Below are 25,649 nucleotides of genomic sequence, written 5' to 3' on the forward strand. Positions count from 1 at the left end.
GCGGTCTCGGTTCCCGCTAAAGGTGTAGGCCGAGTTTAGCCGGGCTGAGGGGGCGATAGGCTAGCTAAAAAGCAAAACCCCCGGCAGGGCCGGGGGTTTTGGGGTCACTCGTCGAGGAAGGAGCGTAGATGCTCGCTGCGCGTTGGATGGCGCAGCTTACGTAGCGCCTTGGCCTCGATCTGGCGAATCCGCTCGCGGGTGACATCGAACTGCTTACCGACTTCCTCGAGGGTGTGGTCGGTATTCATGTCGATGCCGAAGCGCATGCGCAGGACCTTGGCTTCCCGTGCGGTGAGGCCGGCTAGCACTTCGCGGGTGGCTTCCTTGAGGCTTTCCACGGTCGCCACGTCGATCGGCGATTGCATGGTCGAATCCTCGATGAAGTCGCCCAGATGCGAGTCTTCGTCGTCGCCGATCGGGGTTTCCATGGAGATCGGCTCTTTGGCGATCTTCAATACCTTGCGGATCTTGTCCTCGGGCATGTCCATGCGTTCGCCCAGCTCTTCCGGAGTCGGCTCGCGGCCCATCTCCTGCAGCATCTGGCGGGAGATGCGGTTGAGCTTGTTGATCGTCTCGATCATGTGCACCGGGATACGGATGGTGCGCGCCTGGTCGGCGATCGAGCGGGTGATCGCCTGGCGAATCCACCAAGTGGCATAGGTCGAGAACTTGTAGCCGCGGCGGTATTCGAACTTGTCCACCGCCTTCATCAGGCCGATGTTGCCTTCCTGAATCAGGTCGAGGAACTGCAGGCCGCGGTTGGTGTACTTCTTGGCGATGGAGATCACCAGGCGCAGGTTGGCCTCGACCATCTCCTTCTTCGCCCGACGGGCCTTGGCTTCGCCGATCGACATGCGCCGATTGACGTCCTTGATTTCGGCGATGGTCAGGCTGCATTCCGTTTGCAGGGCGGCGAGCTTCTGCTGGTTGCGCTGAATGTCGGCCAGCAGGTTGCCAATCGCGTCGGCGTATTTGGCCTTGCCCTTGGCCAGGTCGGCGGCCCAGCTCTCGTTGACTTCATTGCCGGGGAACAGGCGCAGGAAGTCGGCACGCGGCATGCGTGCATCGCGGACGCACAGCTGCATGATGGCACGCTCTTGGGCGCGCAAGCGCTCCAGGGCGTCGCGCACGCGGGTGACCAGGGCTTCGAACTGCTTCGGCACCAGCTTGATCGGCATGAACAGTTCGGCCAGTGACAGCAGCTCGGCGATGCCTTGCTTGCTGCCGCGCCCATGCTTTTTCAGGGCCTTGTTGGTCTTGTCCAGCTGCTCGGCCACGGTGGTGAAGCGGCGCAGGGCCTCTTCCGGGTCCGGACCACCATCGCCTTCTTCCTCTTCGCTATCGGCCGAGCCATCGCTTTCTTCGTCGTCTTCGCTCTCCGCCTCGGCAGCGCCGCCCTTGAGGTCCGGCACGGGTGCTTCGCTCGGCTCGGCGATGCCGTCATCCGGGTCGATGTAGCCGCTGAGCACTTCGGACAGACGGCCACCTTCGGTGGTGACGCGCTGATACTCGGCGAGGATGCTGTCGACAGTGCCGGGGAAGTGGGCAATGGCACTCATCACTTCGCGGATGCCTTCCTCGATGCGTTTGGCGATTTCAATTTCGCCTTCGCGGGTCAGCAACTCGACGGTACCCATTTCGCGCATGTACATGCGCACCGGGTCGGTGGTGCGGCCGATATCGGTTTCCACTGCGGCTAGCGCAGCGGCGGCTTCTTCGGCGGCGGCCTCATCGGTATCGGCTTCGGCCAACAACAGGGCATCGGCATCCGGGGCGCTCTCGAATACGTTGATGCCCATGTCGTTGATCATGCGGATAATGTCTTCCACCTGTTCCGGATCGGAAATATCCTCCGGCAGGTGGTCGTTTACCTCGGCATAAGTCAGGTAGCCCTGCTCACGACCACGGCTGATCAACTCTTTCAAACGGGACTGCTGTTGCGCTTTTCCGGACATAACACCCTATCCACTGAAGGTCTTGGCGGGCTAAAAACAAGCCGAGGATTATACCTGATTAAGGGGCTCAGGCGCCAGTTGAGCTCTTGTCGCTGGGGGAAGAAGGGCGGCTGAAGTGCTCTCGCAGTAGGGCTTTTTCTTCCGGGGCCAGTTCGCTGGGGCTTTTTTGCATGACGCTGCGCAGGAGTTGCTCGCGTCGTTTCTGCAGTTGGTTATGGGTAAGTGTAGTAATGGTGTCGAAGAACTGCTTTTCAAGATTGTCCTGACCGATCAACCATTCCTTTTCCGCTAGGGCCTTGAGCAGGCGGCCCTGCTCGGTGCCATGCCAGCGGGCGATCAGTTGCAGCGAGCGCAGCTTGGGGTTCTTCTGCAAGGCGCCGAGCAGGGCGACCAGCAGTTGGGCGTAGGTGTGCTCTTCGTCGGCGAAATGGCTGACATCCTCGACCTTATGCGCGAGCTCTGGGTGATGCAGCAGGGTGCGCAGGGCGGTCAGGGTTGGCGATTCGACCGCTACCGCGATCCGTGGCGCGCGGGGCTGGAAGTCCTGGCGTGAGCCTTTCTTGTCCCAGTTTTTCTGCCATTTTTTCTTGCCCTTGTCGGCTTGCTGCGAGCCTGGCCAGCTGGGCTCAGGCTGAAACTCCTGTTCTTCATAAGGCTGCCCGGCGCTGCTGTTGTAGTAGGCATCGTAGCCGGGAGGGGCGTCATCATGGCTGGCGGGCTGGGCTGGAGTGCTGCGGCTGATCTGCTCCAGGTTTTCGCCGCTCAGGCCGGTGATCTCCTTGAGGCGCTGGCGCATCAGGGTGCGCAGGTTGGCGCCCGGAATCTTGTCGATCAGCGGTGCGGCCAGGGTGGCCAGGTGGGCTTTGCCTTCCAGCGAGCGCGGGTCGGCTTCCTGGGTCAGTTGCTGGAAGAAGTAGTCGGCCAGTGGCTGGGCGTGCTGATTGATGCGCGCACGGAAGGCGTCGGTGCCCTCGGTGCGCACCAGGCTGTCCGGGTCTTCGCCTTCGGGGAGGAACAGGAAGCGCGCGCGGCGGCCGTCCTGCAGGCTCGGCAGGGTCGACTCGAGGGCGCGCCAGGCGGCGCTGCGGCCGGCCTGGTCGCCGTCGAAGCAGAACAGCACGCTCGGCACGATGCGGAACAGGCGCTTGAGGTGTTCCTCGCTGGTGGCGGTGCCGAGGGTGGCGACGGCATTGCGCAGACCCTGCTGAGCCAGGGCGATGACGTCCATATAGCCCTCGACCACCATGATTTCGTCGAGGTTGCGGTTGTGCTGGCGGGCCTCGAACAGGCCATAGAGTTCCTGGCCCTTGTGAAATACCGGGGTTTCCGGGGAGTTCAGGTATTTCGGCTTGTCGTCACCCAGTACCCGGCCGCCGAAGGCGATCACCCGGCCGCGGCTGTCGCGGATGGGGAACATCACACGGTCGCGGAAGCGGTCGTAGCGCTTGCCGGATTCGGCGTTTTCGATCAGCAGGCCGGCGTCGATCAGGGCTTTCTGTTGCAGGCTGTCGCTGCCCAGGTACTTGAGCAGGTTGTCCCAGCCCGGCGGGGCGAAGCCGAGGCCGAAGTCGCGGGCTATCTCGCCGGACAGGCCGCGACCTTTCAGGTAGTCGACCGCAGCCTTGCGGGTCGGGTGGCTTTTCAGGGTCTGGCGGTAGTAGTCCGCGGCCGCAGCTAGCAGTGGGTAGAGCGGTGAGTCGGTGGGCTGGCGCGGCTTATGGCCACGTCCGCCTTCCTCGCGCGGCACGTCCATGCCGGCGGCCTTGGCCAGTTCCTCGACGGCCTGGGGAAAGTCCAGGTTGTCGTGGTCCATGATGAAGCCGAGCGCATTGCCGCCGGCGCCGCAGCCGAAGCAGTAGTAGAACTGCTTGTCCGGGCTGACGCTGAAGGACGGCGTCTTTTCCTTGTGGAACGGGCAGCAGGCGCTGAGGTTCTTGCCGGTCTTCTTCAGTTGAATGCGCGAACTCACCACGTCGACGATGTCGGTGCGGTTGAGCAGGTCATCGATGAATGATTGTGGGATCAGTCCGGCCATGGGGGTCAGGATACTGTCGCGGTGAGCGACTGGACAGCGCTTCGGTGGAAACAAAAAAACTCCGCTGATTCGCCTGTTGGCGAAGCGGAGTCCGTTTTTTGCTGCACTGCGATGCCCGGACCAGGCCGGGCATTCGAGGCGTCGCGCTGTACGGGGTCGATCAGTACAGGCGAACGGCGCGGCGCTGTTCGCGCTGCACTTTCTTGGCATGACGCTTAACGGCGGCAGCCGCTTTGCGCTTGCGCTCGGAAGTCGGCTTTTCGTAGAACTCGCGGCTACGAACTTCAGCCAGGACACCGGCCTTTTCGCAGGAGCGCTTGAAGCGACGCAGGGCTACGTCGAAGGGTTCGTTCTCTTTAACTTTGACGGCTGGCATCCAGGTCGTACCTACATTAATTACCGTGGAGGAACGTAACCCCGGCAGTCGGCTCGGGATACGTCGGTTTTTAAGGGTTGCGGATGTTACCGTCTCGCCGCCCGGAATGCAAAGCCTCTGATCGAAAAGCGCTGGTCGGGGCTGGGGGCGGCGATTATCATGCGCGCCTTCGAATTTGCCCAGTCTTAATAGGGACAAACCCATGCTCGTGCTGGGATTGGAAACTTCTTGCGACGAAACCGGCGTGGCGCTCTATGACAGCGAGCGCGGCCTGCTGGCGGATGCGCTGTTCAGTCAGATCGATCTGCACCGCGTGTATGGCGGGGTGGTGCCGGAGTTGGCCTCGCGCGATCACGTCAAGCGTATGCTGCCGTTGATTCGCCAGGTGCTCGACACTGCCGGCTGCACCTCGCAGGACATCGATGCGATCGCCTATACCGCCGGCCCGGGCCTGGTCGGTGCGCTGCTGGTCGGCGCCTCCTGCGCCCAGGCGCTGGCGCTGGCCTGGGATATTCCGGCGCTGGGCGTGCACCATATGGAAGGCCATCTGTTGGCGCCGATGCTGGAAGAGACGCCGCCACAGTTTCCGTTCGTCGCCTTGCTGGTGTCCGGCGGACATACCCAACTGGTACGGGTCGATGGCATCGGCCGCTATCAGTTGCTGGGCGAGTCGCTCGACGATGCCGCCGGCGAAGCCTTCGACAAGACCGCCAAGCTGATCGGCCTGGGTTATCCCGGTGGGCCGGAGATTGCCCGCCTGGCGGAAAGCGGTACGCCGGGGCGCTTCGTCTTCCCGCGGCCGATGACCGATCGCCCGGGGCTGGATTTCAGCTTCAGTGGCCTGAAGACCTTCACCCTCAACACTTGGCAGCAATGCCGCGCCGCCGGCGACGACAGCGCGCAGACCCGTTGCGACGTCGCCCTGGCCTTCCAGCAGGCGGTAGTCGAGACGCTGACCATCAAATGCCAGCGCGCCCTCAAGCAGACCGGCCTGAACAGCCTGGTGATCGCCGGCGGGGTCAGCGCCAACCAGGCCTTGCGCCGTTCACTGGAAACCATGTTGGGCAAGCTCAAGGGGCGGGTGTTCTATGCCCGTCCGGCGTTCTGCACCGACAACGGCGCGATGATTGCTTATGCCGGCTGCCAGCGTTTGCTCGCCGGCCAGCACGACGGCCCGGCCATCCAGGTGCAGGCCCGTTGGCCGATGGAGCAGTTGCCGCCGCTGGCACCCTGAGGTCATGAGCCAAATTCAGCCAATAGATTCAAAAATGCCGTTCGCGCCCGGCCAGCAGGTCGCGTAGATTGCTGCGGTGACGCCAGACAATCAGCGCGGTCAGCAGGGTTATCGGCAGCAGCGCGGCAGGCTGCTGCCAGGCCAGCAGCGGCAGGGTCAGCGGCGTGGCGATCAGCGCCGCCAGCGAACTGGTGCGAGTCAGGGTGAACGCCAGCAGCCAGGCGCAGATGGCCAACAGTGCCGCCGGCGGATAGAGGCCGAGCAGCATGCCGGCGGCGGTGGCCACGCCCTTGCCGCCCTGAAAACGGAAGTACAGCGGATAGAGGTGGCCGACCACTGCGGCCAGGCCGACCCAGGCTTGTTGCTGGAGTTGCAGGCCGGCCAGGGCGGCGATCAGGACCGGCAGCAGGCCCTTGAGCAGGTCGCCGAGCAGGGTGAGGATCGCCAGTTTCTTGCCGGCGACGCGCAGCATGTTGGTGGCGCCGGGGTTGCCCGAGCCGCTGGCACGCGGATCCGGGCCGCCGACGAGGCGACTGAGCAAAATGGCGAAGGATAGTGAGCCGAGCAGGTAGGCGAGGACCGCCAGCAGCCAGAACATGGTATCCATTCCGGGCGGATAAGCCCTGATTCTAACGGGGCGCGGCGCCCTTGTCGTGGAGCGGAGCGGTTGGACAAAGTATTTATCGAAGGTCTGGAAGTCGACACCCTGATCGGTGCGTACGACTGGGAGCGCAACATTCGCCAGTGCTTGCGCCTGGACCTGACCTTCGGCTGGGATATCAGCGCGCCGGCCGCCGAGGATGATCTGAGCAAGGCGCTCGACTACGCCAAGGTCGCGGCCAGCATCGACGCCTTCGCCCAGGCGGCGCGCTTCGAGCTGGTGGAAACCTTCGCCGAACGCCTGGCGGCGGCGCTGATGAGCGAGTTCGGGATTGCCTGGCTGCGCCTCAAGGTCACCAAGCCGGGTGCCAACCCGGCGGCCAGCGGCGTCGGCGTGGAGATCGAGCGCGGATGTCGCTGACCCCGGTTTTCCTCGGCCTCGGCAGCAACAGCGAGCGCGAGCCGCACCTCCGCGCCGGCCTCGACGCCCTGGCTGGTTTCCTCCACGACCTGCGCTGTTCGCCGGTGTTCGAGAGCCAGGCGGTGGGGATCAAGAGCGGGCCCTTCTACAACCTAGTGGTGGCCGCGCAGACCGACCTGCCGCTGCTGGAGCTGGACCGTCGACTGAAAATCATCGAGGCCGACAACGGCCGCTATGCGCCGACCCGCAAGGGCCTGCCGCTGGACATCGATGTGCTGCTGTATGGCGACCGGGTCGGCAATTTCGATGGCCTGGTGCTGCCGCGCGCGGAAATCCTCAAGAACGCCTTCGTCCTCTGGCCGCTGGCGCTGCTGGCGCCGGAGGTTGAGCATCCGGGCGTCAAGCAGCGTTTCGCCGAGCTCTGGCAGGCGGCGCGGATCGAGCAACAGCTATGGCCGGTGGCTTTCCAGTGGCGGGGCGCCGAGTTGACTCCGACTACGTTGCTCGAGACATATCCGGCGCCCGTGTAGCCGCTCCTCCCGGATTGCATCCGGGCTATGCCTCGCGCCTACGCGTGCGCGGCGCTTTCCTTGTAGGCCTTGAGTGCCTTGAGGCGTTCGCGCTTGAGCGCTTCGCCCAGTTCTGCACCCTGCAGTCCCCGCGCCAGCAAGGGTTGCGCCGCCACTTCGCGTGCCGTCGCCGCGGCGCCGCGCAGGTAGGCGGCCTGCGGATAGTCGCGCTGTTCGAAGCCGAGGCGGCCGCGGGAGTCCATTTCGCAGGCGGCGATGAACTCCTCGAAGCGCTGCGGGCGGCGGTAGACGTCGAAACTGTGCAGCAGCTCGAGCAGGGTCGAGGCCTTGAGTTCGAGGGCACGATGGCCGTGGCCGTGGTATTGGCCGACCAGCAGGGCCAACTCCTGGCAGTCGCGCGGGGCCTTGCAGCGCTGGTTGACCGCGCGGATCAATTTCAGTCCGCGCTGTTCGTGGGCGATATGCTGCGGCCATTCGCTTGCCGGGGTCAGGCCCTTGCCCAGGTCGTGCAGCAGGCAGGCCCAGCGCACGCTCAGCGACTGGCCATGTTCGGCGCACTGGCGCAGCACGCTGAGGGTGTGGATGCCGGTGTCGATTTCCGGGTGGTGGCTGGCGGTCTGCGGCACGCCGAACAGCGCATCGACCTCCGGCAGCAGCTCCTTGAGTGCGCCGCAATCGCGCAGGACCCGGAGAAACACCTCCGGCCGCGACTCCATCAGCGCGCGGGAGATTTCCTTCCAGCTGCGCTCCGGGGTCAGCGCCTGCAGTTCGCCGGATGCGCTGAGCTGGCGCATCAGCGCCAGGGTTTCGTCGGCCACGCGAAAGCCCAGCAGTGCGTAACGGGCGGCGAAGCGGGCGACGCGCAGGACGCGCAGCGGATCTTCGGCGAAGGCTGGGGAGACGTGGCGCAGCAGGCGCGCCTGCAGGTCACGCTGGCCACCGTAGGGGTCGATGACCGTGCCGTGCGCGTCCTCGGCCATGGCATTGATGGTCAGGTCGCGGCGCAGCAGGTCCTCTTCCAGGCTAACCTCGGGGCTGGCGTAGAAGGTGAAACCGCCGTAACCCTGGCCGCTTTTGCGCTCGGTGCGGGCGAGGGCGTATTCCTCGCCGCTGTGCGGATGGATGAACACCGGGAAGTCCTCGCCGACCGGGCGGAAGCCCTGGGCCTGCATCTGCGCGGCGCTGGCGCCGACCACCACCCAGTCGATGTCCGCCACCGGCAGGCCGAGCAGGCGGTCGCGCACGGCGCCGCCGACTTTAAAAAACTGCATGAAAGCACCTCCGTCAGGCCCACAGCATAACCCCTGCGCGGCCGCTCCGGCGCTTCAGTGGGCCGGCGGAATCTGTTGCAGCAGCGCGTTGATGGCGACTTGCAGCAGCTCGGCGCTGTCCCTGGCCGGGCTCAGGCCGGTGCTGACCAGGCCTTCCCAGAGGATTTGCCCGCTTGGATCGGTCAGGCGCAGGCGCAGGGTGCCGGTCTCGTCGCGCAGGCGGTGGATGGCCTGGTAGCTGCCCAGCGGGTTGGGCGGCGGCACGTCGACGCGAAACTCCAGTGGTGTGTCGCGCAGGGCCAGCCAGTAGTAGACGTACAGCTGCGGGGTCTGGCTTTCATGGTAGCCGCGCTCGCCGAGGCCCTGGCGCAATAGCGGTTCCAGCTGGGCATAGCGTTCCTCATAGGGCGTGGCGCTGTTCAGCGCCTGCTCCGGCGGCATCAGCTGAAAACTCTGGCGACCGCGCAGCTCGGGTGCGGCCGCGTGCTCGATGCGGATTTGCGGGATGTGGCTGGCACAGGTGGCGAGGGCGAGGCACAGCAGCAGAAGGGCAAACACACGCATGGGCACGGGCTCCGCGGACGATAATGCCATGCTCGGCCGCGGGCCTAGCAGGTTGTTGAAAACTACTGTGCTCGGCTATACGGCGTTGAAATCAGCCTTAGCAAGCCGCTTGCGGCTAACGCGCTTTAGCGCGGCCCGAAGGGCGAGTGCTACGAGTACTGCTCATTTACAACTCGTAAACTCCGCGTCTTCGGCTGATTTTGCCTTGCCTTGCCTTGCCTTGCCTTCGCTCGCTACGTTTCAACAACCTGCTAGCGCCGGTCAACCGATCAAATGGGCGGGATGGCCAGCTCCAGGCGCGGGTATTCGTCACCGCTGCGCGGGTCGGGTCGCGGCGGCATGTGCTGGGTGTGAATGATCTGCTCACCCTGTACGGTTTCCAGGTGGATGTCGAAGCCCCAGAGGCGGTGCAGGTGCCTGAGCACCTCGTCGGTGGAGTCGCCCAGCGGTTTGCGGTCGTGCTGCTGGTGACGCAGGGTTAGGGAGCGGTCGCCGCGGCGGTCGATGCTCCAGATCTGCACGTTCGGTTCGCGGTTGCCGAGGTTGTATTGGGCGGCCAGGGTTTCGCGGATGAAGCGGTAGCCCTGCTCGTCGTGGATCGCCGGGACCAGCAGTTCGTCCTTCTGGTCGTCGTCGAGGATGCTGAACAGTTTGAGGTCGCGGATCACCTTGGGCGAGAGGAACTGCAGGATGAAGCTTTCGTCCTTGAAGCTGCTCATGGCGAATTTCAGGGTCGTCAGCCAGTCGCTGCCGGCGATGTCGGGGAACCAGTGGCGGTCTTCGTCGGTCGGCTTTTCGCAGATGCGGCGCAGGTCGCTGTAGATGGCGAAACCCAGGGTGTAGGGATTGATGCCGCTGTAGTAGGGGCTGTCGAAGCCCGGCTGGTAGACCACGCCGGTGTGCGACTGGAGGAACTCGATCATGAAGCCGTCGGTGACCAGGCCCTCGTCGTACAGGTCGTTCATCAGGGTGTAGTGCCAGAAGGTCGCCCAGCCTTCGTTCATCACCTGGGTCTGGCGCTGCGGGTAGAAGTACTGGGCGATCTTGCGCACGATGCGCACCACTTCGCGCTGCCAGGGCTCCAGCAGCGGCGCGTGCTTCTCGATGAAGTACAGGATGTTTTCCTGCGGCTCGGCGGGAAAGCGCTTGTTGTCCTTCTCGCTGTGCTTGCCGCTGCCCTTGGGGATGGTGCGCCAGAGGTCATTGATCTGCTTCTGTAGGTGCTCTTCGCGGTCCTTCTGGCGCCGGCGTTCTTCCTCGGCGGAGATCGGATAGGGACGCTTGTAGCGGTCGACCCCGTAATTCATCAGGGCGTGGCAGGAGTCCAGCAGTTCCTCCACTGCGTCGATGCCGTAGCGTTCCTCGCACTGCATGATGTACTGCTTGGCGAACACCAGGTAGTCGATGATCGAGCTGGCGTCGGTCCAGGTGCGGAACAGGTAGTTGCCCTTGAAGAAGCTGTTGTGCCCGTAGCAGGCATGGGCGATCACCAGGGCCTGCATGCACATGGTGTTTTCTTCCATCAGGTAGGCGATGCAGGGATCGGAATTGATCACGATCTCGTAGGCCAGGCCCATCTGCCCGCGCTTGTAGCCTTTTTCGGTGCTGAGGAAGTGCTTGCCATAGGACCAATGGTGGTAGCCGAGCGGCATGCCGACCGAGGCGTAGGCGTCCATCATCTGCTCGGCGGTGATCACCTCGATCTGGTTCGGGTAGGTATCCAGCGCGTAGCGCTCGACCAGGCGGCTGATTTCACGGTCGTAGGTGCGGATCAGCTCGAAGGTCCATTCCGAGCCGGTGGAAATGGGCTGGCGCTTCATCACGAGGCCCTCATGTGGTCATCCGGCGCTGGAACAGTTCGCGGAACACCGGGTAGATATCGGCCGCCGACACCAGTTGCTGCTGAGCGAAGGTGTCCTCGAACGTCTCGCGCACCGCTTCGTACTCGAACCACAGCGCCTGGTGTTCGCGCGGGGTGATCTCGACGTAGGTGAAATACTGGACGTACGGCATGATCTGCTTCATCAGGATATCCCGGCAGATCGGCGAGTCGTCATTCCAGTTGTCGCCATCCGACGCCTGGGCGGCGTAGATGTTCCATTCGTTGATCGGGTAGCGCTCGGCCATCACCTCCTGCATCAGCTTGAGCGCGCTGGAGACAATGGTGCCGCCGGTTTCCCGCGAGTAGAAGAATTCCTCCTCGTCGACCTCGCGCGCACTGGTGTGGTGGCGGATGAACACCACCTCGATCTTGTCGTAGTTCCGCTTGAGGAACAGGTAGAGGAGGATGAAGAAGCGCTTGGCGATATCCTTGGTCGCCTGGGTCATCGAGCCGGACACGTCCATCAGGCAGAACATCACCGCCTTCGAGGTCGGATTAGGCTGCTTCACCAGCAGGTTGTACTTGAGGTCGAAGGTGTCGAGGTAGGGCACGCGGTTGATGCGCGCGCGGAGTCGAGCAATTTCGGCTTCTATTTCCTGAATATCGTCGAAGTTATCCGGTTCTTCGCACTTGAGGCGCTCCAGCTCCGCGACTGCCAGCTTGAGTCTGGCGCGGCTGCTGCCGGACAGGGCGATGCGTCGGGCGTGGGCCGAGCGCAGGGTGCGGATGATGTTGATGCGCGACGGGTTGCCTTCGTTGCTGATGCCGGCGCGCACGGTCTTGAAGGTGTCGCTGCCGGTCAGATGGCGTTTGACCAGATTCGGCAGTTCGAGGTCCTCGAACATGAAGTCGAGGAATTCCTCTTGGGTGATCTGGAAGACGAAGTCGTCCATGCCTTCGCCGCTGTTGCTGGCTTTACCGCCGGCCTTGCCGCCACCGCCGCCGGGCGGGCGGGGAATGCGGTCGCCGGTGGTGAACTCCTTGTTGCCGGGATGGACGATGGTCTGCTTGCCGCCGCGGCCATGGTGCAGCACCGGCTCGTCGATATCGCGACCCGGGATGCTGATCTGCTCGCCGTGCTCCATGTCGGTGATGGAGCGGCGGCTGACGGCCTCCTCCACGGCCTTCTTGATGTGCTCACGATAACGCCGCAAAAAGCGCTGGCGGTTCACCGTGCTCTTGTTCTTGCCGTTCAGACGGCGGTCAATCACATAGCTCATGAGCGCTCCTTAGGGCCCACGCCCGTGCGGGCGTAGGCTCTGCGGTAACAGCGACCGGCCAGGCCGGCGGCGGGTTACTGCGATTTTCTGACCCGCAGGTACCACTCGGACAGCAGACGCACCTGTTTCTCGGTGTAGCCACGCTCGACCATGCGTTTGACGAAGTCGTTGTGTTTCTGTTGGTCCTCCTTGCTGGCCTTGGCGTTGAAGCTGATGACCGGCAGCAGGTCTTCGGTGTTGGAGAACATTTTCTTCTCGATCACCACGCGCAGCTTCTCGTAGCTCAGCCAGGTCGGGTTCTTGCCATTGTTGTTGGCGCGCGCGCGCAATACGAAGTTGACGATCTCGTTGCGGAAATCCTTCGGATTGCTGATGCCGGCCGGTTTCTCGATCTTTTCCAGTTCTTCGTTGAGGGCCACGCGGTTGAGGATCTCGCCGGTTTCCGGATCGCGGTATTCCTGATCCTGGATCCAGAAGTCGGCGTACAGCACGTAGCGGTCGAAGATGTTCTGCCCGTACTCGCTGTAGGACTCGAGGTAGGCGGTCTGGATCTCCTTGCCGATGAACTCGATGTAGCGCGGCGCCAGGTATTCCTTGATGTAGCGCAGGTAGCGCTCGCGCAGTTCGGCGGGGAACTGTTCCTGCTCGATCTGCTGCTCGAGCACGTAGAGCAGGTGCACCGGGTTGGCGGCGATTTCGTGCGGGTCGAAGTTGAACACCTTGGAGAGGATCTTGAAGGCGAAACGGGTCGACAGACCGCTCATGCCCTCGTCGACGCCGGCGCTGTCACGATACTCCTGGATCGACTTGGCCTTGGGATCGGTGTCCTTGAGGTTCTCGCCGTCATACACACGCATCTTCGAGTAGACGTTGGAGTTCTCCGGCTCCTTCAGGCGCGACAGCGCGGAGAACTGCGCGAGCATCTTCAGGGTATCCGGCGCGCAATGGGCGTTGGCCAGCGAGCTGTTGAGCAGCAGCTTGTCGTAGATCTTGATCTCGTCGGTGACGCGCAGGCAGTAGGGCACCTTGACGATGTAGATGCGGTCGATGAACGCCTCGTTGTTCTTGTTGTTGCGGAAGCTGTGCCATTCCGACTCGTTGGAGTGGGCCAGGATGATGCCACTGAACGGCAGGCCGCCGAGACCCTCGGTGCTGTTGTAGTTGCCTTCCTGGGTGGCGGTCAGCAACGGGTGCAGCACCTTGATCGGCGCCTTGAACATCTCGACGAATTCCATCATCCCCTGGTTGGCGCGGCACAGGGCTCCGGAGTAGCTGTAGGCGTCGGCGTCGTTCTGGGGGAATTCTTCCAGTTTGCGGATATCCACCTTGCCGACCAGGGCGGAGATGTCCTGGTTGTTCTCGTCGCCCGGTTCGGTCTTGGCGATCGCCACCTGGTTGAGGATCGACGGATGCAGCTTGATCACGCGGAACTTGCTGATGTCGCCGCCGAACTCGTTGAGCCGCTTGGTGGCCCAGGGCGAGATGACCGTGCGCAGGTAGCGCTGCGGAATGCCGTACTCCTCCTCGAGGATGGCGCCGTCCTCATCCGGGTTGAACAGCCCCAGCGGCGACTCGAACACCGGAGAGCCCTTGATCGCGTAGAAGGGCACGTGCTCCATCAGTTGCTTGAGTTTTTCCGCCAGCGACGATTTACCGCCGCCGACCGGGCCCAGCAGGTAAAGGATCTGTTTCTTCTCTTCCAGGCCTTGGGCGGCGTGGCGGAAGAAGGAGACCATCTGATCGATGCACTCTTCCATGCCGTGGAAGTCGGCGAACGCCGGGTAGCGGCGAATCACCTTGTTGGAGAAGATCCGCGACAGCCGGGAGTTGCTCGATGTATCGGTCAGTTCCGGTTCGCCGATGGCCAGCAACATGCGCTCAGCCGCGGTGGCATAGGCACTGCGGTCTTGCTTGCACAGCTCAAGGTACTCCTGCAGCGAGTACTCCTCTTGCCGAGTCGCCTCAAAACGCTGTTGGAAGTGGCTGAAAATACTCATGACGTCACCTCGCTCGATGCTAGTAACCGGCGGGTATCGGTCGTGCAGGTGCTGGTGCTGGCGATCAGCCGACAGGTCGGCCGATCAAGAATCCCCCCAGAACACCTAAATGGTCGCTGCCGATAGCCCGGAAGCCGGTGTGCCGGCTCTCCCTTGTTTTGGATGGCCTGAGGTAAGAGTAGTTCGGAATCGGCGAGGTCAAGGGGCGAGGAGCGATAACAGGATGTTACCGTTCGTCAGGCCGGGCCCGTAGCCCAAGGCTGGCGCGGGCTTGGCGGGCGGGAAAAATTATTCCGCGGCGGATTGGCTGGTTTCGTTCGGGTAGGTCGCGCGCCACAGCTCGAAGCCGCCATCTAGGCTGTACACCTCGGAGAAGCCCTGGCCGACCAGGTAGGCCGCGGCGCTCTGGCTGGAGTTGCCGTGGTAGCAGGCGACGATCAGCGGCTGGTCGAGATCGGCGTGGCTGATGAAGTCGTGCAGCGAGTGGTTGTCCAGGTGCCGCGAGCCGCTGATATGGCCAAGGGCGAAGCTCTGCGGGTCGCGGATATCGACGACCACGGCGCCTTGCTCGCGCAGCTGCTGGGCTTGTTCCGGGGCGATGCGGTGGAAATCGGTCATGGCTGGTTCTCCGGGCAGTCGCAGCGATGGCGCTCGCCGCTGTCGACATTCAATAAGGTCAGGGCGCCACCCCATACGCAGCCGGTGTCCAGGGCGAACAGGCCGGGTTCGTCGCAGCGGCCTTCGAGGGCCGCCCAGTGGCCGAAGATCAGTTTCAGCCCGCGGGTCTTGCGCGCGGGATGGCTGAACCAGGGGGCGTAGCCCGACGGCGCACTGCCGAGGCCTTCCTTGCTCTTCAGGTCGAGGGTGCCGTCGGCTTTGCAGAAGCGCATGCGGGTGAGGTAGTTGGTGATCACCCGCAGGCGGGTCACGCCTTTCAGCTCCTTGTCCCACTTGACCGGCTCGTTGCCGTACATGCCATCCAGATAGAGCGGCAGGCGGGCCTCGTCGCGCAGCGCTTCCTCGACCTCGGCGGCACATTTCAGCGCCTTCTTCAGCGACCACTGCGGTGGAATACCGGCATGCACCAGGGCGATTTCGCGTTCGGCGTCGTAGTGCATGAGCTTTTGCTGGCACAGCCAGTCGAGCAGGACATCGCGATCCGGCGCGTCGAGAATCTCGCGCAGGGTATCGGCCTTCTTCAGGCGTTCGATGTTGTGCGCGGCCGCCAGCAGGTGCAGGTCGTGATTGCCCAGCACGCAGACCAGCGCCTCGCGCATGGCGTAGAGGAAACGTAGGGTTTCCAGCGACTGCGGGCCGCGATTGACCAGGTCGCCGGTCAGCCACAGCTGATCCTGGGCCGGGTCGAAAGCCACGCGTTGCAGCAGGCACTTGAGCGGTTGCAGGCAGCCTTGCAGGTCGCCGACGGCATACACCGCCATCTCAGTGCAGGGCTCCCGGCACGAACAGGCGGAACGGCGCGATCGGGGCGTCGAACTGCTGGCCGTCCTCGGCGAGCATCTGATAACTGCCCTGCATGCTGCCGACTCGGGTGGCCAGCACTGTGCCGCTGCTGTAAGTGTGACTGGCGCCGGGATCGATCAGCGGTTGCTGGCCGATCACCCCGGCGCCGCGCACTTCCTGCACCCGGCCGTCGCCATCGGTGATGATCCAATGCCGCGCCAGCAGCTTGGCCGGCAACTGGCCCTGGTTGTGGATGGTCACGGTGTAGGCGAAGGCAAAGCGATTTTCTTCCGGCAGCGATTGCTCCGGGAGGTAGCGGGTGACGACGCTGACGTCGATCTGATAACGGGAGTCGGACATGGGAAACGCTCGGGAATCTGATCTGCGAGTCTAAAACCTCAGCCCGCGCTTGTCTGCTCGGCCAGTCGGTCGGCGAGGCGGACGAAGGCGGCCAGGTCCAGCTGTTCCGGACGCAGGCTGCCATCCACCCCGGCCGCGGCAATGGCGCCGCTGTCGAGCAGGCCCTTGAGGGTGTTGCGCAGGGTCTTGCGCCGCTGGTTGAACGCCTCGCGCACCACCTTCTCGAGCAGGCGATGATCCCTGGCCGGATGCGGCAGCACCTCATGCGGGACCAGGCGGACGATCGCCGAGTCGACCTTAGGCGGCGGATTGAAGGCGCCGGGGCCGACGTTGAACAGGTGTTCGACCCGGCAATGGTACTGCACCATGATCGACAGGCGGCCCCAGTCGCCACCACCGGGCTCGGCGGCCAAGCGCTCGACCACTTCCTTCTGTAGCATGAAGTGCATGTCGCGGATCAGCCCGGTGTGCTCGAGCAGGTGGAAGATCAGAGGCGTGGAGATGTTGTAGGGCAGGTTGCCGACCACGCGCAGGCTGTGCGGTGCGTCGCTCAGCTGGCGGAAATCGAACTTCAGCGCATCGCCCTGGTTGAGGCGGAAGTTCGCCTGCTGGCCGAACTTGCCTTGCAGGATCGGAATCAGGTCGAGGTCCAGTTCGACCACGTCCAGTTGCGCGCCGCTGCCGAGCAGGCCTTCGGTGAGGGCGCCCTGGCCGGGGCCGATCTCTACCAGACGCTCGCCTTCACGGGCGTGAATGGCGCGCAGGATGCGATGGATCACGCCGGCGTCGTGCAGGAAGTTCTGCCCGAAGCGTTTGCGCGCGCGGTGTTGGTAGTGTTCGGTCATGGGGCGGCTCCAAGCTTCAAGCCACACGCTCAAAGCACAATGCAAAGAGCGTGCAGTTTACCAAGCAAAGCCGCTGCAGGTGACAAACCATGGGGTCGAAGGGGTGATTTTCGCGTGTGGTGGCCAGGGTGGGGGGTTAACCCCGCGCGCGGCTGGCCGCCATGGCGTAGGCGGTTTCCAGGGCGACTTGCAGACTGCCGGTGTCGACCTTGCCGCTGCCGGCCAGATCAAGGGCGGTGCCGTGATCGACCGAGGTGCGGATGATCGGCAGGCCGAGGGTGACGTTCACCGCCGCGCCAAAGCCCTTGTACTTGAGCACCGGCAGGCCCTGGTCGTGGTACATCGCCAGTACCGCGTCGCACTGGTCGAGATACTTGGGGGTGAACAGGGTGTCGGCGGGCAGCGGGCCGATCAGCTCGAGGCCTTCACTGCGCAACTGCTCGAGGGTCGGTTCGATCACCTCGATTTCCTCGCGGCCGAGGTGGCCACCTTCGCCGGCATGCGGATTGAGGCCGCAGACCAGGATGCGCGGGCGGGCGATGCCGAACTTGTCGCGCAGATCGGCATGCAGGATGCGCGCGACCCGCTGCAGGCGCTCGGAGCTGATCGCCGCGGCGACATCCTTGAGCGGCAGATGGGTGGTCACCAGGGCCACGCGCAGGCCGCGGGTGGCGAGCATCATCACCACCTGCGCGGTGCCGGTCAGTTCGGCGAGGAACTCGGTATGCCCGGAGAAGGCGATGCCGGCGTCGTTGATCACACCCTTGTGCACCGGCGCGGTGATCATCCCGGCGAAGTGGCCGTCGAGACAGCCCTGGCCGGCGCGGGTGAGGGTCTCCAGCACGTAGGCGGCGTTGGCCGAGGCCAGCTGGCCCGGGATTACCGGCGCCTGCAACGGCGTATCCCAGACATACAGGCTGCCGGCTGGCGCCGGTTGCTGCGGCCATTGCGCTGGGCTGACGTCGAGCAGTTCGACGCTCAGCGCCAGCTGCTTGGCCCGCTCGGCGAGCAGGGCGCGACTGGCGATGGCGACCAGCGGATGCGGCTGGGCATGCTGGGCGAGCAGCAGGCACAGGTCGGGGCCGATGCCGGCGGGCTCGCCGGGGGTCAAGGCGAAAACGGGGGTAACGCTCATCGATGGGCTCTCGTATGCGTGGCGCCGGCACGGCTGGGGCAATCGACACTCTACGCCGAAGCGGGCGGCGGACATAAAAAAGCCCGGCTTGGAGCCGGGCTTGGATGTTTCTACAGCCCGTTAGAGCTTGATCTCGACGTAGGACTCATCGCGGATCTGGCGCAGCCAGGCCTGCAGTTCTTCGTCGTACTTGCGGTTGCGCAGGATGTTCAGCGCCTGCTGCTCGCGGAACTGCTCGCTGCTGTCGGTGGCGCGGCGGCCCATGACCTGAAGCACATGCCAGCCGTAGGTGCTCTTGAATGGCTTGGACAGTTCGCCGCTGGCGGTATTCGCCATCTGCTCGCGGAACTCGGGAACCAGCGCATTGGGGTCGATCCAGTTGAGGTCGCCGCCATTGAGCGCCGAGCCTGGGTCTTCCGAGAAGCTCTTCGCCAGCTCGCCGAAGTCTTCGCCGGCCTGAATGCGTTCGTAGAGGCGCTCGGCCAGGCGCTGGGCCTCAGCTTCGCTGCGGATTTCGCTCGGCTTGATGAGGATGTGGCGCACATGCACTTCATCCCGCACCTGGGCGCCGCCACCGCGCTTTTCCAGCAGCTTGAGGATGATGAAGCCGCCCGGGGTGCGCATCGGCTGGGTCACTTCGCCGGCCTTCAAGGCGCCAATCATGGCGTCGAACGGCGACGGCAGCTGGGCGGCCTTGCGCCAGCCCATGTCGCCGCCTTCCAGGGCGGTTTCACTGGCCGAGCGGGCGATCGCCAGCTGGGCGAAATCGGCGCCTTGCTGCAGTTGCTGATAGAGCTCGCTGGCCTGGCGGTCGGCGGCCTGGATGGCTTCTGAAGAGGCGCTTTCCGGCACCGGGATGAGGATGTTGGCCAGGTGGTATTCCTCGGACAGCTGCAGCTTGCCGAGGTCGGAGGCGAGGAAATTCTGCACTTCTTGCTCGGTGACCTGGATACGCTCGGCCACTCGACGCTGACGCACGCGGCTGATGATCATCTCGCGGCGCACCTGCTCGCGGGCGTCCTCGAAGGACAGGCCGTCACGGGTCAGGGCGGCGCGGAACTGCTCGACGCTCATGCCGTTGCGCTGGGCGATGGTGCCGATCGCCTGGTTCAGTTCCTCGTCGGTGATGCGGATGCCCGAGCGATCGCCGATCTGCAGCTGGATGTCCTCGATGATCAGGCGCTCGAGCACCTGCTGGCTGAGCACATGCTCGGGCGGCAGCGCCGCGCCGCGCTTGGCGATGGTCTGCTGGACCTCGCGCAGGCGCTGGTCCAGCTGGCTCTGCATGATCACGTCATTGTCGACGATGGCGACTACGCGGTTGAGCGGCTGCACTTCGGCCTGTGCCGAGGTGGCCAGAGTTGCATTTCCCAGCAACAGCGCGCCCAGCAGCAGCGGGCGCATGCAATCAGAAAGCTTGGTCTTCACGTTCACGGTAACCTTCAATGCCTTTGTCGAGGAAGCCTTCAACCTTGTTGCCCACGACTCCGCCGAGGCCTTTGAGGATGATTTGCAGGAACACGCCGCGATCGCCCTGCTCGTTCAGGTCGGGCGACAGGCTGAACTCGTCGTAGTCGACCCAGTAACGGTTGACCAGACGCAGCTTCCAGCAACAGCTGTCGTACTCGAAGCCACCGAAGGCCTCGAGGGTGCGGCTGCGGTTGTAGTCGAACTGCCAGCGGGCGATGGCGCTCCATTGCGGCACGATCGGCCAGATGGTCGAGATATCGTGCTGCTCGACCTTGTAGTAGTCCTTGATGGTTCGGCCGGTGACCGGGTCGAGGTAGTCGCCGCCCTGCTGCCATTGGCCGGTGCTCGAGTTGTACACAACGGTGTCATTGCGATAGCGGAAGCCAGCGTTGACCACCTTGTTCGGGTTGTCTTCCGGCTGGTAGTGGAACATCGCGCTGCCCGAGCGGGTGCTATGGCTGTCCGGGTCCCAGTTGAAGTCCGAGCTGAAGCGCCAGTCGCGGTTGAAGCGGTACAGGTACTCCAGGGCATAAGGCGATACCGAGGAGGTGGCGTCGTCGCGGTCGCGGAAGTCGATACCGGGCATCTGCACCTTGCGGTCGGCGAAGTAGTAGGCCTGGCCGATGCTGAAGGTTTGCCGCTCGAAACCGTCGGGCTGGATCCAGCGGTTGGTCGCACCCAGCGACAGCTGGTTGGCGTCGCCGATGCGGTCGTGACCGGAGAAGCGGTTCTCGCGGAACAGCGAGGAGTAGCTGAAGCTGCTCTCGCCGCTGTCGAACACCGGGATGTCGTCCTGGTCGCGTTCCGGGACATAGAGATAGAAGGCGCGCGGCTCGAGGGTCTGGCGGTAATTCTTGCCAAACCACTGGCTGTCGCGATCGAAGTACAGGCCGCTGTCGACGCTGTAGACCGGTACGCCACGATCCGGGGCATCGTCGAAGGTGCCGACCTGGCTCTTGCCGATGCTGTCCAGGTCGAGCTTGTAGTCGGTATAGAGATATTTGGCCGACGGCTTGAGGAAGCCCCAGGTCCAGTTGAGCGGCAGGCTGACGCCCGGCTCGACATGCGCACGATCGCCGTTGGCGCGGGCCAGACCAAAGATCTGGCTATCGTACCAAGGGGTCGGGAGGCCGTTCTCGTCGATGAAGTTGCCTTCCCGCAGGTCGCGGTCGAAGCGCACGAACTCGGTCGCGTAGGTCAGGTTCAGCCCGCCCGGCTGGAACGGCAAGGCGCCATCCAGGGTCAGCTGCGGCAGCCGATCGTAGGGGGTGATGTCGGTCACCGTCGCCAGTTCGTAGGCATGCGCATTCAGGCGCGCGGTGTAACTGTCGCCGCGCCAGGTCAGGGTGCCGCGCTGGTTGACGTAGGCGGTGGAGTCGATGCCGAGATCGGTCTGCAGATCTTGGAAATAGTACGGATCGCTGATGTCGGTGTAGTCGACTTCTTGCAGCAGGCGCGAGTCCAGGCCGCCGATGTGTTTCCAGCTGTACAGCCAGCGCTGATCGGTGTACTCGGACTGCAGTTTGCGTTCGTCTTCCTGGTCGTCCAGGTAGGCGGCGCCGATCTGCCCTTGGCTGCTCTCGGTCAGGTAGCGCCCCTCACCCTCCAGCAGCAGGCCGCGATTGGCCATGTAGGTCGGGTAGAGCGTGGCGTCGTAGTTGGGCGCCAGGTTGAAATAGTACGGCGTCGCGATGAAGAAGCCGGTATCGCTCGAGGTGCCCAGGCTCGGCGGCAGGAAGCCGGACTGGCGACGGTCGTCGATCGGGAAATAGATGTAGGGGGTGTAGAAGACCGGAACGTCTTTGACCCGCAGGGTCACGTTGGTGGCGGTGCCGAAGCCGGTGGCCGGGTTCAGCGTGACGTTGTTGCCCTTCAGGCTCCAGGCGTTGCTGCCCGGCTCGCAACGGGTATAGGTACCGTCCTTGAGGCGGATGATCGCGCTCTCTTCACGCTTGGCGTACAGCGCGTTGCCGCGGGTATGGCCTTTGTGCAGCACATACTCGGCGTTATCGACCTGGGCCTCGCCGTTGTCCAGTTGCAGCTCGGCACGGTCGCCGACCACCAGGGCGCCGTCGTCGCGCATGCGGACGTTGCCAACCAGTTCGCCACGGTTCTCCGCCTGGTGCAGGCTGGCCTCGTCGGCCTCGACCTGCAGGCTGCCCTGGCGCAGGACCACGTCGCCGGCCAGGGTGGCGACCTGCTTTTCCTGCTCGTAGCGCGAGGCCTTGGCCGAGATGTACATCGGCGCCTGACTCAGCGGGGTCTTGTCGTTCATCCCCGGACGGGTCGGCTCGATGTAGGCGCCGGCGCAATAGGGTCCGGTTTCCGCCAGTTGGGCTGGGGTCAGCTGATCCCGGGGTACCCAGTCGAGATGGCTGTAGTCGGCGCTGCGCGATTTGAGCCCCTTGCCCGCGCTTTCGGTGACCAGGGTGGTGGTCGGCGCGCCTTCCTCGGTGGTTTTGGTGCTGGTCGCACTGACGGCGCTGTCAGTATGCTCCGGGCGTGGCGGCAACGCGCCGGCTTCGGCCTTGGGCGCACAGGCCCAGCCGCCAGTGGGAGACACTTGGCAGTCAAACTGCTCGGCGGCGGCGACGTATTGGGTGGCTACAGGCTGCAAGGCCAGAAGGCTGCCGGTGACCAGCAGCGGGAATTTTTTACGAAACGCGGGGTAGTTTACTGCCATCTTATAAGTCCGGGCTTCCTGCGCGCCAACGGCCGCTGGGGCCGCACGCCACTCGATGGGCTGAAAAAGATGCTGGATAATAAAGCATGCCCCGCACAACGGCTAGCGCCGTCGGAGACCCTTGTAATGCCTGATGAAGATGTACGCCTGGGCCAGTTGAGCGCCTGGTTGGACCGGTGTTTGCCGGAGTTGTTTGCCGCTGAAGGCTGGGGCGCAGTGCCCGCCGCGACGCTCACCTCAGCCAGCAGCGATGCCAGTTTTCGCCGCTATTTCCGCTGGCAGGCGGGGCCGCGCAGCCTGATCGTGATGGACGCGCCGCCACCCCAGGAAGACTGCCGGCCCTTCGTCAAGGTCGCCGGGCTGCTGGCCAGCGCCGGCGTGCACGTGCCGCAGATTCTCGCCGCCGATCTCGAGCGCGGGTTTCTCCTGCTCCCGGACCTGGGCCGGCAGACCTATCTTGAGGTGATCGACCCGGACAATGCCGACACCTTGTTCGCCGATGCCGTGCAAGCGTTGCTGGCGTTCCAGCAATTGCCGCTGGATGCCGGCCTGCCGCACTACGATGATGCCCTGCTGCGCCGCGAGCTGCAGCTGTTCCCCGACTGGTACCTGCAGCGCCACTTGGGCATCGAGCTCAGTGGCGCGCAGCTGGCCGCCTGGCAGCGCAGCTGTGATCGGCTGATCGCCAGCGCCCTGGCGCAGCCGCAGGTGCTGGTGCACCGCGACTTCATGCCGCGCAACCTGATGCTCAGCGCACCGAATCCCGGGGTGCTGGACTTTCAGGATGCGGTCTATGGGCCGGTGACCTATGACGTCACCTGCCTGTTCAAGGACGCTTTCCTCAGCTGGCCGGAAGCGCAGGTGCGCGCCTGGCTCGAGCGTTACTGGGCGCTGGCCCGCGAGCAGGGGATTCCGGTTCAGGCCGATTTCGCGGAGTTCCTGCGTGCCAGCGACCTGATGGGCGTGCAGCGCCACCTCAAGGTGATCGGCATCTTCGCGCGCATCTGCCATCGCGACGGCAAACCCAAGTACCTCGGCGACGTGCCGCGCTTCTTCCGCTATATCGAAGCGGTATTGGCGCGGCGGCCGGAGCTGGCCGAACTGGGCGAACTGCTCGCCAGCCTGCCGGCGTTTGAGGCCGTGCCGGCATGAGGGCGATGATCCTCGCCGCCGGCAAGGGCGAGCGCATGCGCCCGCTGACCCTGCACACGCCCAAGCCGCTGGTGCCGGTCGGTGGCCAGCCGCTGATCGAGTACCACGTGCGCGCCCTGGCCCGTGCCGGATTTCGTGAGCTGGTGATCAACCACGCCTGGCTCGGCCAGCAGATCGAGGACTACCTCGGCGACGGTGCGCGCTTCGGCGTGCACATCACCTATTCGGCCGAGGGCGAGCCGCTGGAAACCGGCGGCGGCATCTTTCGCGCCTTACCGTTGCTCGGCGAGCAACCGTTCCTGGTGGTCAACGGCGACATCTGGAGCGACTACGATTTCGCCGCCCTGCGCCGCCCGCTCGTCGGTCAGGCCCATCTGGTGCTGGTGGACAACCCGGCGCATCACAGCAGCGGCGACTTCCGTCTGGCTGGCAGGCAGGTCAGCAATGCCCAGGTTGGGCAGCCGAGCCTGACTTATAGCGGCATCGCCGTGCTTGCCCCGGCGTTGTTCGCCGACTGCCAGGCCGGTGCCTTCAAGCTGGCGCCGCTGCTGCGCCAGGCGATGGCGGCCGGGCAGGTGAGCGGTGAGCGCTTCGCCGGGCGCTGGGTGGATGTCGGCACCCACGAGCGGCTGGCGGAAGTCGAACGCCAGCTCGCGGCGGAGGCCTGAGATGCTCTGGCCGGCGACTGTCATCGGCGCCACCGCGGGGCTGGCCTTGGCCAACATTCCCGGGGCGCTGCTCGGCGCCTTGCTCGGCCAGGTGGTCGATCGCCGCCTGCGCCTGGACAGTTGGCGTGCGCTGCTGAGCCATCTGCGCGGCTCGCTGGCGGCGGCCCCGGCGCTGGACGAGGGCGAGCTGCTGTTCGTTCTCCTCGGCCGGCTGGCCAAGAGCGACGGTCAGGTGCTGGAGGCGCATATCCAACTGGCGCGCGGCGAGATGCGCCGCCTGCGCTTGGACGAGCAGGCGCAGCGCCAGGCCATCGATGCCTTCAGCCGTGGCAAGCTCGGTCAGGAGTCCCTGCGTTTGCCGCTGGAGCGCTTACGCACGCGGCGCGAGCGCGGCGAGGCGCTGTTGCGGGCCTGCTGGCGGATGGCCTGGGTCGATGGCCGAGTCAGCTCGCGCGAGCGCGAGCTGTTGCTGCGCTGGGGCCAGTGGCTGGGCTGGAGCGGCGAGGCGGTGACGGCGCTGGGGCGCGACTATCAGCCGGCCAGTCAGCCGCTGACCCATAACGCCGGCACCTATCAGGACGCCCTGCGCCTGCTCGGGGTGCAGGCCGACAGCGAGCCGGCGGCGATCAAGCGCGCCTACCGCCGTCTGCTCAGCCGCCATCACCCGGACAAGCTGGCCGGCAGCGGCGCCAATCCGGCGCGGGTGCGCGAGGCCACGGAGCAGACCCGAGAGCTGCACAGCGCCTACAGCCTGATTCGCGAGCGCCGCGGCTTTCGTTAATCGGCTTGGGCCGCGCTCTGCAGATGCAAGGCCAGCCAGCCCTTGATGCGCCGATACAGCTGTTCCTGCTCGATCGCCGGGTTGCCCGGTAACGCCTTCATCGCCACCTGGGCATAGGCCGGCTGTGGCTGGCGCTTGCCGGCCTGGAGGCGCTGGCGGGCGGCGTCGCGCTCGTTGGCCTGGTCCTGATAGTAGAAATCACCGGCGGCCAGCTTCAGTTGCGGCAGCAGTTGCTCCAGCGCTGGGCCGAAGCCTTCCGGCTCGCGGGCGGCGACCAGCAGCAGATTGTGGATCGGTGCCTCGGCATGCTCGCTGAGGTAGCGCGCGGCCCAGTAGGCGCCGCTGCCGTGACCGAGCAACACGATGCTGGCGGGTTGCTGCTGCTGGGCGACGGCGATGCCGGCCTGGATGCGCGCCAGCATCCGTTCGGCATGGGCCTGGCGCTGTTCGGCGCTGAAGCTCGGCGCTGCGTCCGGCGGCGCTGCCGCGGCTGCCTCGGGCGTGGCGCTGGCGGGCGCGTCTGCTGCTGGCGGCGCCTGCTCAATGCTGACTCCCGCGGTCGGCCGCACTGGCGGTATGGCGCCCTGTGGATCGGGCAGGCTGAGGCTGAGGCTATGCCAGCCGGCGTCCGGCAGCTTGCGCCGCAGCGGGCCGATGGCCTGCGGCCAGTCGGCACTTTCCGCATCGCCGGGGAGGAGGATCACCACGCCGCGGGGCTGGCTGACATTGGCCGGCCGCCAGAGGGCGAGGAACGACTCGTCGCCGGCTCGCAGCAGCTGTTGCTCGGCGGCGGGCAGCTGCCGCTCCAGCGCGCTGGCGGCGTCGGCGCTGCGTTCGCTGTGGCGGCGCTCGACCACCGGCGCCTGCTCCGGCTCGGCCGCCGGCTGCTCGGCGGCCAGCACGGGCTGGGCGCCGAGCAGCAGGAGCAGCAGGCACAGGGTGGGCAGTCGCGGACGGGGCAGGTGGCGCATCGTGGCATTCCGGGCCGGTGTGGTGCGGGCAGCCTACT

General features: G+C 65.0%; 23 protein-coding genes. 6 read left to right on the forward strand and 17 right to left on the reverse strand.

Annotated features, from left to right (window positions below; all coding sequences use genetic code 11):
- Positions 1–104: 104 nt before the first annotated feature.
- From rpoD to rpsU, 3 genes are all read right to left on the reverse strand, one after another.
- Positions 105–1,955, reverse strand: a complete 1,851-nt coding sequence (gene rpoD / locus D3880_RS02420) for an RNA polymerase sigma factor RpoD (RefSeq protein ID WP_119891947.1) — start codon at positions 1,953–1,955, stop codon at positions 105–107.
- A 67-nt stretch (positions 1,956–2,022) separates the two neighbouring features.
- On the reverse strand, positions 2,023–3,990 hold the full coding sequence (gene dnaG, locus D3880_RS02425; protein ID WP_119891948.1) for a DNA primase: 1,968 nt from the start codon (positions 3,988–3,990) through the stop codon (positions 2,023–2,025).
- 160 nt (positions 3,991–4,150) lie between these two features.
- The gene (gene rpsU / locus D3880_RS02430) at positions 4,151–4,366 is read right to left on the reverse strand and encodes a 30S ribosomal protein S21 (RefSeq protein ID WP_002551877.1); all 216 of its coding nucleotides are present in this window, start codon (positions 4,364–4,366) and stop codon (positions 4,151–4,153) included.
- Between the two features lie 202 nt (positions 4,367–4,568).
- Between rpsU and tsaD the strand changes: the two genes are divergently transcribed.
- Positions 4,569–5,600, forward strand: coding sequence for a tRNA (adenosine(37)-N6)-threonylcarbamoyltransferase complex transferase subunit TsaD (gene tsaD / locus D3880_RS02435; protein WP_119891949.1), 1,032 nt, complete (start codon positions 4,569–4,571; stop codon positions 5,598–5,600).
- A gap of 28 nt (positions 5,601–5,628) precedes the next feature.
- Here tsaD and plsY read toward each other — a convergent pair whose 3' ends face one another.
- Positions 5,629–6,198, reverse strand: coding sequence for a glycerol-3-phosphate 1-O-acyltransferase PlsY (plsY, locus tag D3880_RS02440; protein ID WP_119891950.1), 570 nt, complete (start codon positions 6,196–6,198; stop codon positions 5,629–5,631).
- A 69-nt stretch (positions 6,199–6,267) separates the two neighbouring features.
- Between plsY and folB the strand changes: the two genes are divergently transcribed.
- Together folB and folK are read left to right on the forward strand one after the other, a co-directional pair.
- The gene (folB, locus tag D3880_RS02445; RefSeq protein WP_119891951.1) at positions 6,268–6,621 is read left to right on the forward strand and encodes a dihydroneopterin aldolase; all 354 of its coding nucleotides are present in this window, start codon (positions 6,268–6,270) and stop codon (positions 6,619–6,621) included.
- Entirely contained in the window at positions 6,612–7,151 is a 540-nt protein-coding gene (folK, locus tag D3880_RS02450) for a 2-amino-4-hydroxy-6-hydroxymethyldihydropteridine diphosphokinase (protein WP_119891952.1), read from the forward strand. The genes folB and folK overlap by 10 nt, the downstream gene beginning before the upstream one ends.
- 38 nt (positions 7,152–7,189) lie before the next feature.
- Here folK and D3880_RS02455 read toward each other — a convergent pair whose 3' ends face one another.
- From D3880_RS02455 to D3880_RS02510, 12 genes are all read right to left on the reverse strand, one after another.
- Positions 7,190–8,422 carry a multifunctional CCA addition/repair protein gene (locus D3880_RS02455; protein WP_119891953.1) on the reverse strand — a complete coding sequence of 411 codons (1,233 nt, stop codon included), beginning with the start codon at positions 8,420–8,422 and terminating at the stop codon, positions 7,190–7,192.
- Between the two features lie 54 nt (positions 8,423–8,476).
- Entirely contained in the window at positions 8,477–8,986 is a 510-nt protein-coding gene (locus tag D3880_RS02460) for a DUF4136 domain-containing protein (RefSeq protein ID WP_119891954.1), read from the reverse strand.
- Between the two features lie 269 nt (positions 8,987–9,255).
- Positions 9,256–10,809, reverse strand: a complete 1,554-nt coding sequence (locus D3880_RS02465; protein WP_177412152.1) for a SpoVR family protein — start codon at positions 10,807–10,809, stop codon at positions 9,256–9,258.
- 7 nt (positions 10,810–10,816) lie between these two features.
- Positions 10,817–12,088 carry a YeaH/YhbH family protein gene (locus tag D3880_RS02470; RefSeq protein WP_119891956.1) on the reverse strand — a complete coding sequence of 424 codons (1,272 nt, stop codon included), beginning with the start codon at positions 12,086–12,088 and terminating at the stop codon, positions 10,817–10,819.
- 74 nt (positions 12,089–12,162) lie between these two features.
- The gene (locus D3880_RS02475) at positions 12,163–14,085 is read right to left on the reverse strand and encodes a PrkA family serine protein kinase (RefSeq protein ID WP_119891957.1); all 1,923 of its coding nucleotides are present in this window, start codon (positions 14,083–14,085) and stop codon (positions 12,163–12,165) included.
- 288 nt (positions 14,086–14,373) lie between these two features.
- Positions 14,374–14,703 (reverse strand): thiosulfate sulfurtransferase GlpE, encoded by a 330-nt coding sequence (gene glpE, locus D3880_RS02480; RefSeq protein WP_119891958.1) that lies wholly within the window; start codon positions 14,701–14,703, stop codon positions 14,374–14,376.
- On the reverse strand, positions 14,700–15,524 hold the full coding sequence (locus D3880_RS02485; protein ID WP_119891959.1) for a symmetrical bis(5'-nucleosyl)-tetraphosphatase: 825 nt from the start codon (positions 15,522–15,524) through the stop codon (positions 14,700–14,702). Before D3880_RS02485 ends, glpE begins: the two co-directional genes overlap by 4 nt.
- Before the next feature lies 1 nt (position 15,525).
- Positions 15,526–15,906, reverse strand: a complete 381-nt coding sequence (gene apaG / locus D3880_RS02490) for a Co2+/Mg2+ efflux protein ApaG (protein WP_119891960.1) — start codon at positions 15,904–15,906, stop codon at positions 15,526–15,528.
- Between the two features lie 38 nt (positions 15,907–15,944).
- Entirely contained in the window at positions 15,945–16,751 is an 807-nt protein-coding gene (rsmA, locus tag D3880_RS02495; RefSeq protein ID WP_119891961.1) for a 16S rRNA (adenine(1518)-N(6)/adenine(1519)-N(6))-dimethyltransferase RsmA, read from the reverse strand.
- 136 nt (positions 16,752–16,887) lie between these two features.
- Positions 16,888–17,886, reverse strand: a complete 999-nt coding sequence (gene pdxA / locus D3880_RS02500; protein ID WP_119891962.1) for a 4-hydroxythreonine-4-phosphate dehydrogenase PdxA — start codon at positions 17,884–17,886, stop codon at positions 16,888–16,890.
- 120 nt (positions 17,887–18,006) lie between these two features.
- Positions 18,007–19,290, reverse strand: coding sequence for a peptidylprolyl isomerase (locus tag D3880_RS02505; RefSeq protein WP_420800858.1), 1,284 nt, complete (start codon positions 19,288–19,290; stop codon positions 18,007–18,009).
- Positions 19,291–19,294: 4 nt separating this feature from the next.
- Complete coding sequence (locus tag D3880_RS02510) at positions 19,295–22,039, reverse strand: LPS-assembly protein LptD (protein WP_119891964.1); 2,745 nt, start codon at positions 22,037–22,039, stop codon at positions 19,295–19,297.
- Between the two features lie 126 nt (positions 22,040–22,165).
- Here D3880_RS02510 and D3880_RS02515 point away from each other — a divergent pair, with 126 nt between their 5' ends.
- The 3 genes from D3880_RS02515 to D3880_RS02525 are packed head-to-tail and all read left to right on the forward strand — an operon-like array spanning position 22,166 to position 24,640.
- The gene (locus tag D3880_RS02515) at positions 22,166–23,191 is read left to right on the forward strand and encodes an aminoglycoside phosphotransferase family protein (RefSeq protein ID WP_119891965.1); all 1,026 of its coding nucleotides are present in this window, start codon (positions 22,166–22,168) and stop codon (positions 23,189–23,191) included.
- Positions 23,188–23,859 (forward strand): N-acetylmuramate alpha-1-phosphate uridylyltransferase MurU, encoded by a 672-nt coding sequence (murU, locus tag D3880_RS02520; protein WP_119891966.1) that lies wholly within the window; start codon positions 23,188–23,190, stop codon positions 23,857–23,859. The genes D3880_RS02515 and murU overlap by 4 nt, the downstream gene beginning before the upstream one ends.
- Position 23,860: 1 nt before the next feature.
- Positions 23,861–24,640 (forward strand): TerB family tellurite resistance protein, encoded by a 780-nt coding sequence (locus D3880_RS02525; RefSeq protein WP_119891967.1) that lies wholly within the window; start codon positions 23,861–23,863, stop codon positions 24,638–24,640.
- On the opposite strand, the gene D3880_RS02530 is transcribed toward D3880_RS02525, so the two are convergent.
- Positions 24,637–25,611, reverse strand: coding sequence for an alpha/beta hydrolase family protein (locus D3880_RS02530; protein WP_119891968.1), 975 nt, complete (start codon positions 25,609–25,611; stop codon positions 24,637–24,639). The genes D3880_RS02525 and D3880_RS02530 overlap by 4 nt on opposite strands.
- Between the last annotated feature and the right edge of the window lie 38 nt (positions 25,612–25,649).

This window comes from Pseudomonas cavernae, assembly GCF_003595175.1.
GTDB lineage: Bacteria > Pseudomonadota > Gammaproteobacteria > Pseudomonadales > Pseudomonadaceae > Aquipseudomonas > Aquipseudomonas cavernae.

Coding starts and splice junctions, on each gene's coding strand:
- folK (WP_119891952.1), top strand. CDS start 6,612: ATGTCGCTGACCCCGGTTTTCCTCGGCCTCGGCAGCAACAGCGAGCGC.
- rpoD (WP_119891947.1), bottom strand. CDS start 1,955: ATGTCCGGAAAAGCGCAACAGCAGTCCCGTTTGAAAGAGTTGATCAGC.
- D3880_RS02470 (WP_119891956.1), bottom strand. CDS start 12,088: ATGAGCTATGTGATTGACCGCCGTCTGAACGGCAAGAACAAGAGCACG.
- D3880_RS02515 (WP_119891965.1), top strand. CDS start 22,166: ATGCCTGATGAAGATGTACGCCTGGGCCAGTTGAGCGCCTGGTTGGAC.
- rsmA (WP_119891961.1), bottom strand. CDS start 16,751: ATGACCGAACACTACCAACACCGCGCGCGCAAACGCTTCGGGCAGAAC.
- rpsU (WP_002551877.1), bottom strand. CDS start 4,366: ATGCCAGCCGTCAAAGTTAAAGAGAACGAACCCTTCGACGTAGCCCTG.
- murU (WP_119891966.1), top strand. CDS start 23,188: ATGAGGGCGATGATCCTCGCCGCCGGCAAGGGCGAGCGCATGCGCCCG.
- plsY (WP_119891950.1), bottom strand. CDS start 6,198: ATGTTCTGGCTGCTGGCGGTCCTCGCCTACCTGCTCGGCTCACTATCC.
- D3880_RS02475 (WP_119891957.1), bottom strand. CDS start 14,085: ATGAGTATTTTCAGCCACTTCCAACAGCGTTTTGAGGCGACTCGGCAA.
- D3880_RS02510 (WP_119891964.1), bottom strand. CDS start 22,039: ATGGCAGTAAACTACCCCGCGTTTCGTAAAAAATTCCCGCTGCTGGTC.
- D3880_RS02530 (WP_119891968.1), bottom strand. CDS start 25,611: ATGCGCCACCTGCCCCGTCCGCGACTGCCCACCCTGTGCCTGCTGCTC.
- pdxA (WP_119891962.1), bottom strand. CDS start 17,886: ATGAGCGTTACCCCCGTTTTCGCCTTGACCCCCGGCGAGCCCGCCGGC.
- D3880_RS02525 (WP_119891967.1), top strand. CDS start 23,861: ATGCTCTGGCCGGCGACTGTCATCGGCGCCACCGCGGGGCTGGCCTTG.
- D3880_RS02485 (WP_119891959.1), bottom strand. CDS start 15,524: ATGGCGGTGTATGCCGTCGGCGACCTGCAAGGCTGCCTGCAACCGCTC.
- D3880_RS02505 (WP_420800858.1), bottom strand. CDS start 19,290: ATGCGCCCGCTGCTGCTGGGCGCGCTGTTGCTGGGAAATGCAACTCTG.
- apaG (WP_119891960.1), bottom strand. CDS start 15,906: ATGTCCGACTCCCGTTATCAGATCGACGTCAGCGTCGTCACCCGCTAC.
- glpE (WP_119891958.1), bottom strand. CDS start 14,703: ATGACCGATTTCCACCGCATCGCCCCGGAACAAGCCCAGCAGCTGCGC.
- dnaG (WP_119891948.1), bottom strand. CDS start 3,990: ATGGCCGGACTGATCCCACAATCATTCATCGATGACCTGCTCAACCGC.
- tsaD (WP_119891949.1), top strand. CDS start 4,569: ATGCTCGTGCTGGGATTGGAAACTTCTTGCGACGAAACCGGCGTGGCG.
- D3880_RS02455 (WP_119891953.1), bottom strand. CDS start 8,422: ATGCAGTTTTTTAAAGTCGGCGGCGCCGTGCGCGACCGCCTGCTCGGC.
- D3880_RS02460 (WP_119891954.1), bottom strand. CDS start 8,986: ATGCGTGTGTTTGCCCTTCTGCTGCTGTGCCTCGCCCTCGCCACCTGT.